This window comes from Nostoc sp. DedQUE04, assembly GCF_034530995.1.
In the GTDB taxonomy this organism is placed as follows: domain Bacteria; phylum Cyanobacteriota; class Cyanobacteriia; order Cyanobacteriales; family Nostocaceae; genus Nostoc.
The window spans coordinates 1-13,976 of the sequence record NZ_JAVRCA010000094.1 but is presented as its reverse complement, the minus strand read 5'-3'; the positions used below and the strand labels follow the sequence as shown (position 1 = coordinate 13,976).

The 13,976-nt window shown below is 40.5% G+C and carries 11 protein-coding genes; 5 read left to right on the top strand and 6 right to left on the bottom strand.

From position 1 onward, the window contains the following. Positions 1 to 235: 235 nt before the first annotated feature. From RM049_RS36240 to RM049_RS36225, 4 genes are all read right to left on the bottom strand, one after another. A complete protein-coding gene (locus RM049_RS36240; RefSeq protein ID WP_322707662.1) occupies positions 236 to 553 on the bottom strand; it encodes a SemiSWEET transporter in 318 nt (105 codons plus the stop codon). Positions 554 to 677: 124 nt separating this feature from the next. Continuing rightward, positions 678 to 2,090, bottom strand: a complete 1,413-nt coding sequence (locus RM049_RS36235; protein ID WP_322707661.1) for an AtzE family amidohydrolase — start codon at positions 2,088 to 2,090, stop codon at positions 678 to 680. A 100-nt stretch (positions 2,091 to 2,190) separates the two neighbouring features. Continuing rightward, a complete protein-coding gene (locus RM049_RS36230; protein WP_322675452.1) occupies positions 2,191 to 2,379 on the bottom strand; it encodes a DUF4089 domain-containing protein in 189 nt (62 codons plus the stop codon). A 133-nt stretch (positions 2,380 to 2,512) separates the two neighbouring features. Beyond that, on the bottom strand, positions 2,513 to 4,642 hold the full coding sequence (locus tag RM049_RS36225; RefSeq protein WP_322707660.1) for a hypothetical protein: 2,130 nt from the start codon (positions 4,640 to 4,642) through the stop codon (positions 2,513 to 2,515). Between the two features lie 733 nt (positions 4,643 to 5,375). Here RM049_RS36225 and RM049_RS36220 point away from each other — a divergent pair. Beyond that, positions 5,376 to 5,762: a hypothetical protein gene (locus RM049_RS36220; protein WP_322707659.1), complete on the top strand. Its 387-nt coding sequence runs from the start codon at positions 5,376 to 5,378 to the stop codon at positions 5,760 to 5,762. Positions 5,763 to 6,054: 292 nt separating this feature from the next. On the opposite strand, the gene RM049_RS36215 is transcribed toward RM049_RS36220, so the two are convergent. After that, the gene (locus tag RM049_RS36215) at positions 6,055 to 7,248 is read right to left on the bottom strand and encodes an MFS transporter (protein ID WP_322707658.1); all 1,194 of its coding nucleotides are present in this window, start codon (positions 7,246 to 7,248) and stop codon (positions 6,055 to 6,057) included. 222 nt (positions 7,249 to 7,470) lie between these two features. Continuing rightward, on the bottom strand, positions 7,471 to 8,823 hold the full coding sequence (locus tag RM049_RS36210) for an MATE family efflux transporter (RefSeq protein ID WP_322707657.1): 1,353 nt from the start codon (positions 8,821 to 8,823) through the stop codon (positions 7,471 to 7,473). A 496-nt stretch (positions 8,824 to 9,319) separates the two neighbouring features. On the opposite strand from RM049_RS36210, the gene RM049_RS36205 reads away from it, so the two are divergent. The 4 genes from RM049_RS36205 (at position 9,320) to RM049_RS36190 (ending at position 13,580) form a co-directional block, all read left to right on the top strand. After that, positions 9,320 to 9,817 (top strand): DUF6174 domain-containing protein, encoded by a 498-nt coding sequence (locus RM049_RS36205; RefSeq protein ID WP_322707656.1) that lies wholly within the window; start codon positions 9,320 to 9,322, stop codon positions 9,815 to 9,817. Between the two features lie 284 nt (positions 9,818 to 10,101). Continuing rightward, complete coding sequence (locus tag RM049_RS36200) at positions 10,102 to 10,467, top strand: hypothetical protein (RefSeq protein WP_322707655.1); 366 nt, start codon at positions 10,102 to 10,104, stop codon at positions 10,465 to 10,467. A 125-nt stretch (positions 10,468 to 10,592) separates the two neighbouring features. Beyond that, positions 10,593 to 10,733, top strand: coding sequence for a hypothetical protein (locus RM049_RS36195; protein WP_322707654.1), 141 nt, complete (start codon positions 10,593 to 10,595; stop codon positions 10,731 to 10,733). A 258-nt stretch (positions 10,734 to 10,991) separates the two neighbouring features. Continuing rightward, positions 10,992 to 13,580 carry a chloride channel protein gene (locus RM049_RS36190; RefSeq protein WP_322707653.1) on the top strand — a complete coding sequence of 863 codons (2,589 nt, stop codon included), beginning with the start codon at positions 10,992 to 10,994 and terminating at the stop codon, positions 13,578 to 13,580. Positions 13,581 to 13,976: the final 396 nt, after the last annotated feature.

Genomic DNA, 13,976 nt, shown 5'->3' with positions numbered 1-13,976 from the left:
TGCATTTTTATGCAATTATTTAGCGGAGGTATAAACTTTGCTTAAAATTATCCAGGTAGAGACTAGACCTCTTGCAAAAGTAACTTTTGCAAGAGGGGGAAAGGGACTCATGTTAAAGGGAAAAGGGTTTTTATTACCCTTTTCCCCACTTCTGCAAGATGACTCTTGTGAGACGCGATTAATCGCGTCTCTACCCTTGGCATTTGACTTTTGTTTCCCGCCTTCAACTCTTAATCTATGTGGTTTCGGTTCTGACTTGTGCTTCTTGTTTCTTGCCTTCTTCATCTGTTCCTGAGCTGTACCTAATCTTCAGCACTAAAATCACCGATGCAATAAGTAAGGTAACAATGTTAGCAGCAATCAAAGGAATATCATGAACAGAAAAACCATAAATCAACCATAAAATAATACCTACACAAAGAATAATTAACATACTCCAAGAAAGGTCATTGGCTGATTTGGACTGCCAAGTTTTAATAAGTTGAGGGAGATATGCGAGTGTAGTCAGTACTCCTGCTACTAGCCCTAAAATAGTTGTAAAATCAATTTCCATTCTGTTCCCTACCTCAAATTTTTCAGTTAAGTGAGACTATGCAGCCAAAGAAATATTGAACTGGAGATTACCACACTTGTAGAGACGGCGATTTATCGCGTCTTTGTGTAATAAATTAGATTTTTCAAACAGCCTCTGAGTTAAGAGCGTTTAAAATTACTGGTGCTGAAACTACACCCTTTGCCTCTAACGCAGCCGCAACCCGTAAAATTAACGCTTCATTATATGGTGCTGCAATCAATTGCACACCTAAAGGTAATGTATTTTGGCACTGAATTGGTACTGATAAAACGGGTAAACCAATAAAAGATAATGGTTGAGTAAATAGCCCTAAATGAGGACGGACAAGAATTTCTTCGCCATCCAAAATTATGGTTTGTTGACCAATTAATGGTGCAGAAATTGGTGTAGTTGGGGCAAGAATTACATCGACATTTTGAAAAACTTCCCGAACGCGATCGCGATACCATCTTCTAAACCGTTGTGCTTGGATATACCAGCTACTTGGAATTAACGCCCCAGCCAAAAAGCGATCGCGTGTAGCGAAATCAAAATCTTCAGGATGCAATCGCAATTTTTCCAAACGCAGATTTGCACCCTCGCTAGCTGTAATTACAAAAGCTGCTGCACGGGCGCGGTGTGCTTCTGGTATGATTACATATTTAGTAACTTCTATTGCATCAGCTACTTTTTGCACTGCTGCTAAAGCTGCCGGTTCTGCACCTTTGGTAAAATAATCAGCTGCGATCGCAATTCTGATATCAGAAATATCTTGTTTGAGTTGCGGTAAACATAATTCAGGTAGACGCTTTGTACAAATGGGATCGCGATCGTCTTTTCCCTGAAGCACATCAAACACCGTAGCGATATCCTGCACCGAACGCGCAAAAGGGCCAATGTGGTCAAAACTGCTAGAAAATAAAGCTACCCCAGCACGAGATAATCTTCCATAAGTTGGCTTGAAACCAAAAACGCCACACAACGCCGCCGGAACGCGAATTGAACCATTAGTATCAGAACCCAATGTCAGCGGTACTAACCCCGCCGCAACCGCCGCCGCCGAACCACCCGATGAACCACCAGCAACTCGCTGTAAATCATGGGGGTTGTGAGTAGCACCGTAATGGGAGTTTTCTGTTACAAACCCATAAGCATACTCATCCATATTCAAAGCACCAAGCAAAACAGCACCCGCTTGCTTCAACTTTGCAACTGCGGTTGCATCTTGAGTAGCTTCTGGGTTTACTGCATTGATTTTCGATCCTGCTAGAGTCGTAAAACCAGCGATATCGAAGAGATTTTTCACCGCAAAAGGCACACCAGCAAGCACTCCAGGATGATTACCTTGGGCAATTTCCCTGTCAATCAGTGCTGCATCTGTTAAAGCTGTCTCAGCAGTTATAGTGGTAAAACAGTTGAATAGATGATTGTGCGTTGCTATTCGTGCTAACGCAGCTTTCGTAACCTCCACAGCGCTAGTTTTACCTTCGCGTACAGCAGTTGATATTGTTATGGCATCGGCTGAATCAAAATTCATGCTGAAATATTAAGAGATAGCGCCTTTAGCTTTTTGAGTAATAGCACTCAGCAATAGTTTTTGCTTCATTAAAACATCAACATAGCTATTCTTGAAGCAATTATGGTTCAAAAACTGGTGCAACTTCAATTTCCTCTGGTAAAGGGAAAGAATTTACCAGATTAGCGATCGCCCTAATTCTCTCAAAATTTGCCACCACACCATCACGATACTCATCTTTTAACTGCAAATCCAACAAAAACCCCATTTGATCTACATATTCACTCACATCAAACTCTTCTCTTCTCATCTTTTTTCCTTTGCGGTAGCCTGCGGCAAGCCAAAGCGTTTACGTTATCTTAAACTTATAATTTCTTGCGACAACAGCGATACCCAGATAGTGACATACAATTTTGTCGGGAATGCAACGTCATTAATTTGGATTAATTTGGTTTTCCATAGTAGATTCCTTTACCGTCGGTGCCAATGAAGACTAGCCCAAATTGCTGTCTGCTAGCTTCCATCACGTTCGGGACATTGCCAATGGGATATAGAGGATTAGAGATATTTGTCCATGTTTGCCCTCTATCCAAAGAACGGAAAATTCCTTTTCCCATACCAATGATTTTGCCATATAAATATAGTGCAGGAATTGTACTTCCTGTTTGTGGTTTGCCAAAGGCAAATAAATAAGCTTTCTCCACACCAGCTATTTTGTCAAACTTCGTACCACCGTTTGTTGAACGATAAAGCCCATTTGAATTGAGACTTATCCAAACTTCGTTACTCACCCCCGGAACTGTTTTGAGCATAGACCAATCTTCGCTAGGAAGTGTTGAGTTGACAATACTGAAGTATGCAGCTCCATCCTGACTGCGGTAGACTTTGCCATCGTTGTAGTAGTAAAAAATATTGCCATTTACTTTGTCTGATGCCAATGGTTGACCCCAGTACCACGGCCCCTTAGGCCCGTTGGGTAAACCTGATACTCCACTCCAAGTAGCTCCACCGTTAGTTGTGCGTATAGGTTGTTTCTCGCTGGCGATCGCTACAAACAAACTTGGATTAGTTGCAGACATAGCTACCCGTAGTGGCATAATGTTCTGCGGAAAAGAAGAAAAGTTCTTCCAGGTATGTCCGCCATCTGTGGAAGTTCCTCCTGTAAAAGTATTGAACCCTCGATGTCCGCCAACGCGTACCATACGTAAGGGATCTTTTTCACTGTAGGCAATACTGTATGTTTCTTGATACCAAGGGCCGTTACTACCACCCAATTGAGTAGATGGGTAAGTATCTAATTTCTGGCCGTGGTTAAAGCCTTCTACATCAGCCACACCGCTTAACAATAGTGAGCCTTTTGGAGGTGAGATGAGTTCAAAAGCTACTGTTTCCTCATGTCCTTTTTCATAGTTAGACCACATAGGCTTGTTAGCATTGATATTGTCTGCCTGCCAGGTCCCGAACCAGTCTGTTAACCAAACTTTGCCAGCAATATTTGGGTCAAATTCAATCGCTGAGGCCGCAGAAGCAAAATACCAGTTTGGCCACCAAGGTACTTGAGGATTCAATGAATGGCTTTTCTGTTGCCATGTAGTTCCACCATCGGTAGATTGAAAGACTCTAGAGTAATTAGTAGTTTCATGGTATTGGTCATAAGTAACTAAAACGTGATTAGAGTTATTGGGATCTACAGAAAGCCCATTAAATGAAATAGTTTTGATGTTAGTTGGCGTAATATTGCTCCAAGCCCCATTTGCATATTTGCTAACTCCTGAAGTGTGCGTTACATACAGTACTCCATTGCTATTAAGCACCATTCGATTTACTTTTGATGGGCTTCCGGCTATTCTGCTCCAGGTAACACCTGTATCGGTAGACTTATATATTCCGTCTCCATAGGCATTTGCATAAACCAAGCCAGCATTCTTTTTGCTAAACAAAATTCCTGTAATACCAATGGATGCATTAGGTTTTCCTGAGAAAGAACTTACTTTTTTCCATGTTTGACCAGCATTCGCCGACTTCCATAGCCCATCCAAACGCGAACCAAAGAAGATGATATTAGGATTAAATGGATTAACTCCCAGCCTTTCCCCCGTCCATCGCTTAGTTTCGTTGCCACCCATTGGCAAATCTATGTTCAGTTTGTTCCAGGTTTGACCTTTATTGGTCGATTTGAAGATTGTTCCTAAGCCAGCCTTAGTATATTTGCCTGCTGCAATATAGACAACATTTGGATTGTTAGGGTCAAGCGCTAATCCTTCTCCGCCATAGTAGTTACTTTTATCAGACCCAAAGTGATCTATTAATGGAATCCATCTTTTCTCTAACGAATTCCAACGATAGAAGCCACCTATATCGGTTCTAATGTAGGCTAAATTCTTCTCTAAAGGATGCAGATAAATATTAGTAACATAGCCTCCTCCTCCTATAGAGACTTGATTCCATTGATACTCAGATGTAGTACTACTGCGACTAGGTTCAACAGTTGTAAGTGCTACAGTCGTAGCTAGAGCGAGCATAGAAAAGCGGATTATTTTCCTTAAAGGAATATGGAAAAAGCGAATGCTCATATAGTCTCATTGGTAAAGGAATCAATTTAGAGATAATACTTAGTAAATTAAACTAAGCAGTATAAAATTAAGTGAAAATGCGGTATGCATTCTCCCTTAGTTAGAAAATGACGTAATGATTGCTAATAGATGATTGTTGATATAAATGTTTTGGCAAAATAAAAATACTTTGTCAATATTTTTATGAAATTTATGTATAATTTGTTATAACTACTTAGAATTTTATCTAATTGAATACAAAGGTTTTTACTGCCACTTGTTAGTATAAAAAAGTACTAAAAATTATTTTATATTTACACCATAAGAATAAGTTTCCTTGGTTATTACAGCACCGACATTGATTTGGGATGAAAATGAAATCAGACGACTTGCATCAAAATATTTAGAAGTTCGCGTAAAGGCACAAAAAAGACCCTAAAAGATGGCTCTTGCCAGTTATAGAAAATCTTACATTCCTCCAGCAATTTAATTAAGTATTTTTTGAAAGATGAAAAATCCCTCTAAAGTCAGAGATATATTCTGTGCTGTGGTAGAGGATTTTTTGATTCTACTTCAGTATCTTAGTATATGAACAAATTTTCCTGCTATTTACTCAACTGAGTCTCTTTAGCTAGAGAGATAAACAGTTTTAAAAATGATATCTACAGCAGATAAATAATCTAGAATAACAATAAAAAACATGAATGACAAAAACAAAACTGAGACTAATAATAATTTAAGTTGGGATATAAAAGTGGATGAAACTAATATAAATTCATTATCTAATGAACCTCAAAAGTCAACGAAAACAATTAATGTAGATGGTCATCGTCCAGTCGATCCAAGTAACATTCAGATTAAAAAAACAATTGATATAGATGGTCAACGCCCAATTGCAAAAGATAAAAGTTATAGCGATCAAACAATTGACATAGACGGTCAACGCCCGATCGCTAAGAGTAATTTTGAAGAACATGAGATGCTACCTGTAGACGGTGAGCGTCCAATTGACCCTAGTAATTTTGAAGTTGAGGAAATTCTTGACATAGATGGTCAACGTCCGATCGCTAAGAGTAAATTTAAAGCTAAAGATACTATAGAGATAGATGGTAGCCGCCCAATAGCTTCAAATAACCAATAGCTTTAAATAACACTGTTGATTCGTAAATACCAACAGAATATCTAGACTAAAATCACAACCTTTCTTGACCAAAAGGATGGGATAATTAGACCTGACTTAAAAATAGGGACTGGGGACTGGGAACTGGGAACTGGGGAAGAGATATTTTTATTGTTCCTTGTAAGTTCCACTCATGGAGTCTCTTGCAAAAGTGACTTTTGCTTTCCGGTTGGGGAAAGGAACTCATGTTAAAGGGTAAGAGGAAATTCCATCCCTTTACCCCTTACCCTTTGCCCTACAAATGCCAAAAAGTCTATTTTTTATTTATGCTTGCTGTAGTGATTTTCGGTCTGACTATAACAATAAATCCAAGCAAAGTAAAAACTAACATCTGCCAAGTCACTAAATTCCAGCCCCCAAAATCCCAGCATAATAGACCAATACTAGTACCGACAGCACCACCGATAAAATAGGTAGTCATGTACACTGTATTGATGCGACTGTTCGATTGAGCATCAAGAGTGTATATTCTTGCCACATTGGTGACTTGAATTGCTTGTACGCCTACATCTAGTAACAATACAGCAACAGCGATCGCCAGCGCTGAACTAGAAGCAATTTTAGCAATTACTAAACTTGCAATCACCAGAGATACGGAAATAGTTAAAGAACGTTGGGAATTACCTTTATCGGCTAATTTACCAAAAATTGGTGCCATTAATGCACCTGCGATCGCCACAAAGCCATACATCCCAATTGTGTCAGATTGAAAATTAAAAGGCGCTCCGCTTAAATGGAAAGTCAACGTTGTCCAAAATGAGCAAAAGACACCAAACATTAATCCTCCAATTAAAGATGCTTCTCTCAATAAAGAAAAACGTTTTAATTGTTGAAGCGTTGATTTTAATAAATCAAAATAATCACCAGTGTATTCATTATTTACATTAGGCAAGTAAATCTTTAGCAAAACAGTAACAATTAAAATCATTACTCCTGAAAATCCATATACATAACGCCAATTCAAGCTTTCAGCAATATATCCACTAAAAACCCTTGCTCCTAAAACTCCAATCAATATACCAGTAAAAATACTGCCGACAGTTTGACCTGTAGTTACTCTATCTATACTTGCTGCTAAAGGCAGAATAACCTGAGCGGAAACTGTTGTAATTCCAATTGCTATGCTCAATATCCAAACCTGGACGATATTTTGTGAAAACGTCATCGCTATCAACAAAAAAAACAAACATATAAGTAAAGAAAGAATTAATGTTTTTTTGTTGATTTTATCGCCCAAGGGGATTAAAAAGAAAAGCCCAAAACCGTAACCAACTTGCGAAAGCACAGATATGCTACCCGCTTCACTTTCGCTAACTTGAAAAGAAGATGCAATATCTTTGAGAATTGGCTGATTATAATAAACGTTAGCAACACACACCCCAGATGCGATCGCCATAATCAGTACTTGAAATTTAGTTAATCCGTTATTTGAGATTTGTTTGTTCATTCAACCTAATTCACTATAATTTAGTTGCTTGAGGACTCTTGCCTTTAACTGCATCTGTGTTTATCAAAACAGAATTCTGACTCCTGATACCATTTTGGATTTTAGATTTTAGATTTTGGATTGTGAAACATCCATTGGATAAATGTTTCAGTTTTCCATCTGTCGCAATCATTTTTCAAATTGGTATGAATTCTGACTCCTGAATTCTGACTCCTGACTTCTTCAATAGTTATTAGTTTTCCTGGTGCTAAACCGCCAAGTTAGGATGATTGCAGCGCTGGCTAAACCAATAGCCAATCCCCACCAAAGACCAATAGCTCCAGACCCCAACGAGATCCCAAAAGTATAACCAGTGAATAAACCAACACACCAATAAGCAAAAAAGCCAATCAACATCGGGATTCGGGTGTCTTTGAGTCCGCGTAATGCTCCTGCGGCAGTAACTTGCACGCCGTCAACTATTTGAAAAATGGCCGCGACTGCTAGCAATTTCACCGCCAGGGCAACCACATCTGCATTGTTCTGATTGTTGATATCAATATAAAGAGAAATAATCGACTTTGGTACTAGCCAAAATGCAAGGGCTACTACACCCATAGCTAAAGCTGCAATGGCAATGCCTACATATCCAGCTAGACGAGTGCCAACTAAGTCATTCTGTCCGGCTAACTGTCCAACACGAACTGTTGTCGCTAGAGAAATACCTACTGCCATCTGGAATGACATCGAAATTGTTTGTAAAGCAATTTGATGAGCAGCCAGGGCATTGGTTCCCAATTGTCCAATCAACAAAGTGACAACGGTGAATAGTCCGCCTTCGACCGCAATCAGCCCCCCGATGGGCAATCCAATTTGAAAAATCTCGCCAACGATCCGGCGATGCTCTAGAGGAAAAGCTTCTTGAGACGAAGGTCGAAAAATACTGTAAACTGCAAAGCGAGGCTGATTGTATATATAAACTGCCAAAGTAATAAACATACTCCAAAGTGAAAGCGTGCTTGCCCAACCAATACCAGCTAAACCCAGGGCAGGGAATCCCAGTTTGCCAAACATCAGCACATAGTTAGCTGTAATGTTGAACAGAGTACCCAAGACCACTGTCACTATGATTAATTGCGGTTGCAATAGAGCAGAAAGAAAACTTTTAAGTACTGCAAAGCCCAAACCAGGAATAAAACCCAGTGCGATCGCTCTTAAATAAATCTCTGTTAGTGCTACTGTGTTAGCATCCTGTCCTAGTAAAAGTAGTAAAGCACCTCCATTGTAAAGCAGTAATGTAATTGGTATTCCTAGCACCAGAGATATCCCTAGTCCAAGCCGGACAATTGTGCCAACTTTTTCTTTATTTCCGGCTCCGTATGCTTGGGCAGCTAACGGACTGACAGCAGAAACGATACCACTAAAAATCAACAGAGAAAAAGTAAAGATAACAGTTCCCAAACCTCCAGATGCAATGGTTTGACTTCCCAACCAGCCCATCATGACCGTATCGACAAAACCAGTTGCAGATTGAGCCACTTGTGCCGCTGCCAAAGGTACGGCTAACATGAGACATTTTTTAACTTCAGAAAACATATACAACTGATAACCCGATGTGAAGAACAAAGGGTTTTTTCAAAATTTAAACCCATGTTCAGGAGATATTGCTCCTGGGAACTTGAATCTATCTTAATAGAGTCAGAGGATTACCGTCACAGTGGTTAGCAGAGCGTTCGGCAGGAAAGACTTAACAAAAGATGAATTGCAAGCAGGTAACGACTAAATTTTTTGTATAGACCGTCATTAGTCCAGAAGTGTTTCTAAGGACAAAGGACTTTTGACTAAGAGGTTGTTTAAAAAGTGGTTGGCTGTGATTTTAGGCAGTAACCGATCCCCCCTAGCCCCCCTTTTTAAGGGGGGAACCGGAATCAAAGTCCCCCTTTTTAAGGGGGATTTAGGGGGATCTAGAACGTTTTGTTACCGAGAAGAAAACTTTTCAAACATTCTTTGAGTGTCACAAATAATTTCAATGTTTTGGCAATCATCTTGAAGCTACGTTAAAGTAAGCAGTTGGAGTTAAGAATGGATTTATATGCGCTTACCAATTGCAATTAGTGCTGTTTTAGTGGCATCTTTAGGTTTTAGTGCACCTGTAATATCTCAACCTCCTCCTATACAGGTAGCCAGAACGCCCGCGCCTAGTAGTTTAAACTTAGAACAATTTAAGATTAATTACCGATTATGGAAACGGCAAAAAATCTCTAACTATCGCTATGAATTCACTAGAAGTTGCAATTGTTTACCTAAAGCCACAGAACCGGTGATTATTAAAGTACGTAATCGAGTCACAAGTTCTATTACTTATAAAGCAACTCAAAAGCCAGCTGAGGCAGAGTTGTTTAAACAATATAATACAATTCCTAAACTCTTTGATATCATTAGGGATGCGCTGATTCGTAAAGCAGCAAACTTGACTGTACAATACGATCCAACACTTGGTTATCCAACTCAAATTAACATTGATTATAATAGCCAGATCGCTGATGATGAAATATTTTTGACAATTAGCAATCTGCAAAAAACTAATTAACTATGGCTAAGGAGAGCATTAGACTTCTTGGCATTTGTGGGGGAAAGAGAAAGGGTCAGGGGGAAAGGTTAAAGGGGAAAGGGAAAATAACAAACCTTTCCCCCTTTCCCCTTCTTTTTTCCCGAAAAATGCCAAGAAGCCTATTGTACTGCATCTGAATGGGAACTGCTATATGTACTTGCAATTACATTTGCGTTAATCAAATTTGTGAATTCTGAACTATATAATTGCTCAACTTAACTATTAAATAAAATTATTACCAATAGTTTAGGAAAAGCAAAGACGTGAATCGTTTCAAAAAGCTATCCTCAATTGCGTTCCTGTTATTAGCCTTCATGTACCCACCTACTTTGGTTGAAGCCAAAGAGAACACTCTCAACACTGTTTTCAATGAACAGAGTATTGACGTACAGAAAAAATTAGTTGGAGAGCAAAGTGAAGAGTTTTTGTTAGCTCACCGACGGACTCGACGACGTTATCATAGACGGCAACGGACTGGAAAATATTACTATCAACGCCAGTGGAATCGACGACATTATTATCGACGGCACTATCGCTCTATACGTTATCACGGACAACGATATCGTCATGGAGAATGGGAACTTGTGCGCGATCGCCACGGACGATTAATGTATGATTGGCAGCGTTAATAGTAAATTTACACTCAATTTTCTAGACAATTTTTATGCGTAAATCCTAACGCAACCCCCAAAGACTTTACCCAGTTTTGAATCATCTCACGGGTTGGCGAAATATCTGTGATGTTAATAAACTCATGGTCAATGTTGTTCTATCAGATGCGATAAATCATTACAAAGACGCGATAAATCGCCGTCTCTACAAAAGAATTATTATTGTCGAGACGGCGATTCATCATGTCTCTTACTTTAACCGAACAGTATTGAGAGTTGGCTGATAGCTTATATACCTAGAATTTCACCCCTAAATCACAGAGGACAACTTGAACACAATATATTTGAAGCGAGAATAGTTTTCCAATAATTCTAAGTATAAAACATTATAAATAACTGTACTCTACTGCACATATCTATCTTTAGGCATAGAAAAATTTCATTCTGATTTCATTTTTTTAGTAAAAGCTATGAATAGGATGAACGGTAAGACATTTTAGACATTTATATACCTTCATTGATGACAAGCGATCGCTAAAAATATGTTAGTCAAGGGTAAAATTCTCTGGTTGAGGCTTTGGCGTCAGTTGCTTCGACCCAAACGGTTGGCTTTTGTGGAAGCTTGCCTGATTGGTCTAGTTTCTGGGTTAGCGGCAGTTCTATTAGGACAGGCAGTGGATTGGGCAGGTGCATTGCGAGTGCATCTTTCTTACCTTTTACCTGCCTACTTGGTGCTACCAGGTGTTGGATTAATAGGGGGACTTTTAGCTGGTTGGCTAGTAGAGCGCTTCGCACCGGAAGCATCAGGTAGTGGGATGTCTGAAGTCAAAGCCGTATTGGCTCGCGTGCCAATGCCATTAAATCTACGGATTGCTTTGGTTAAGTTAATCGGCGCTACATTAGTGTTGGGTTCGGGAATGCCTTTAGGACGAGAAGGGCCGACTGTCCAAATTGGGGCAGCCTTGGCAAATCAACTTAGTAACTGGGCACCGACTTCACCAGAGCATCGTCGCCAACTAATCGCCGCCGGAGCCGGGGCTGGGTTAGCTGCGGCTTTTAATGCACCGATCGCAGGTGTACTTTTTGTAGTCGAAGAATTACTCCAAGATGTGTCAGGTATCACTCTTGGTACTGCGATTTTGGCTTCTTTCATCGCTTCAGTCATTTCCCGGCTCTATGGTAGTCACAGCCTGGATCTGAATCATCTAAATTTAGGTCTTCCCGATACAACTTTCTTCGCTCAGGAAATCCCTTTCTACTTGATTTTAGGATTGCTGGCAGGACTTCTAGGCATTCTATTTAATAAAGGTATTCTGGAGAGTCTAGCAATTAACCGCCGCCTGCTAAGGTTGAGTTTATCCTGGCGAATTGGAATTGCTGGGTTAGTTAGTGGTGCGGCGATCGCCTTTTTACCTGCTGTCTTTCGCGATCATGCTGGGCTGAGAGAAATTTTGCTTGTGGGTAGTGCTAATTGGTCATTTGCAGCGATCGCGTTTTTAGTTCAGTTTACCCTAATTATTTTTACTTACGGCTCTGGAGCGCCAGGAGGTTTACTAGTTCCCACCTTAGCCTTGGGAGCTGCCCTTGGTTACTTAGTGGGTGCTGTTGAACACAGTTTACTGGGAATGAGTGCTGCCACAGTTTATGCTCATGTCGGCATGGCTGCCTTTTTTAGCGCCGTTTCCAAAGTTCCAATTACCGCAGTCGTCATTGTATTTGAGATGACAACAGATTTCAATCTGGTGCTACCGCTGATGATTGCGTCTGTGGTTGCCTATTTAGTAGCGGAAAAAATCGATCGGCGATCGCTCTACGACCTTCTACTAGAGTGGAAAGGAATTCACATCACCAAAGAGCCTAGCACAGAGGGGCTTCTAGCACAACTGAGTGCTGTAGATGTGATGCAACGGCGCGTGGAAACTCTCTCTAGCCAAATGAGTACTGATGAAGCAGTACAGGCATTTTCCGACTCTCGCCATCGCAACTTCCCAGTTTTAGAGAATGGTAAAGTTGTTGGTATTGTAACTCAGGAAGATTTAGTTAGTATTGCTTCGCAACAGTCAGGCAAAGATACAACTATCGGCGAGATTATGACACCAGAGCCAGTGACAGTAAATCCCACAGCAACACTGGCTCATGTACTGCATATACTCAATCGTTATCACCTCAGCTGCTTACCCGTTACAGAAAATCGCAAGCTCATAGGAATTATTACTCGTAGTGATATTATCCGTGTAGAAGCAGAGCGACTGAGTGGTAACGAACAAATAGAACGTAAATCAGCACCTTCTTATGTGGTTTACCAAACTCACGCTCCGGCTACAGGCAAAGGAAGATTGTTAGTACCACTTTCACATCCCCAGACAGCCGAGACTTTATTAGACATGGCAGTTGCGATCGCCAAAGACCGCAATTACGAAATAGAATGCTTACAAGTGGTTATCGTTTCGTCTAGCCGCATTCCATCGGAAACACCAGTACAAATCAGCAAAAGTCTTCAACTTTTGCAACGGGCAATACTTTTAGGAGAAGAGTGGCGGATTCCCGTTCATACCGAGATCCGAGTTGCGCATAATGTTGCTGGGGCAATTTTGGAGACTGTCAAAGAACGACACATTGACTTGGTGCTGATGGGATGGAAAGGCAATACATCAACTCCTGGTAGAGTTTTTAGCCGAGTGGTGGATACCATAATTCGACAGGCAGGTTGTGATGTTATCTTGGCTAAATTGGATGATAAAAGATCCTTCGACCGTTGGTTGTTGCCAATGGCAGGCGGCCCTAACTCCAGCCAAGCAATTAAGTTATTACCTGCTTTGGCTTCTTTAAGTACATCACCCCAAATCAAGCTATGTCAGGTTTTCCAACCGACTAACTCGATTCCTGACACAACATTATTAGATAAATCTGCTCGCTTTCTGCAACGCCGAGTTAGTGGTAAAGTGATGGCTACTCCCGTTCGTGCCAATTCTGTTTCTGAAGCTGTTCTTAATTGTGCAAAACTTGACAACAGTGATGTGATTGTCTTGGGAGCTAGCCGTGAAAGTCTACTGCAACAAGCGATTCAAGGAAATATTGCCGAGAATATTTCTCGCAAGAGTAATTGTACAGTGATTATGGTCAAAACTTAATGTCGAATTACCCCCCTTAATCCCCCCGATGCAAAGGGGGGAAACCGGAAAATCTAGTTCCCTCCCCTTTGCAAGGGGAGGGTTAGGGTGGGGTAAAACCCTGGTCAATCAGCTATTTTAAACTTGTATATAGCGGTTCTCGAATGTATGCAATACACTTTGACCTCTCTCCAAACCTCTCTCCTAAAAGGAGAGAGGCTTTGAATTTTATTCCTTTTCCCTTGTAGGGAAGGGGCTGTTCTTGTTAGGTCTGTATTGCACTCAACCCAGAAGCGCTATATACAGCGTACCCTTGATAAGGGGGGCGTTTGCTTTACTCAAAAATAACAAATGAGTACCCCGAAATAACAAATGAGTACCCCGAAATAACAAATGAGTACCCCGAAATAACAAATG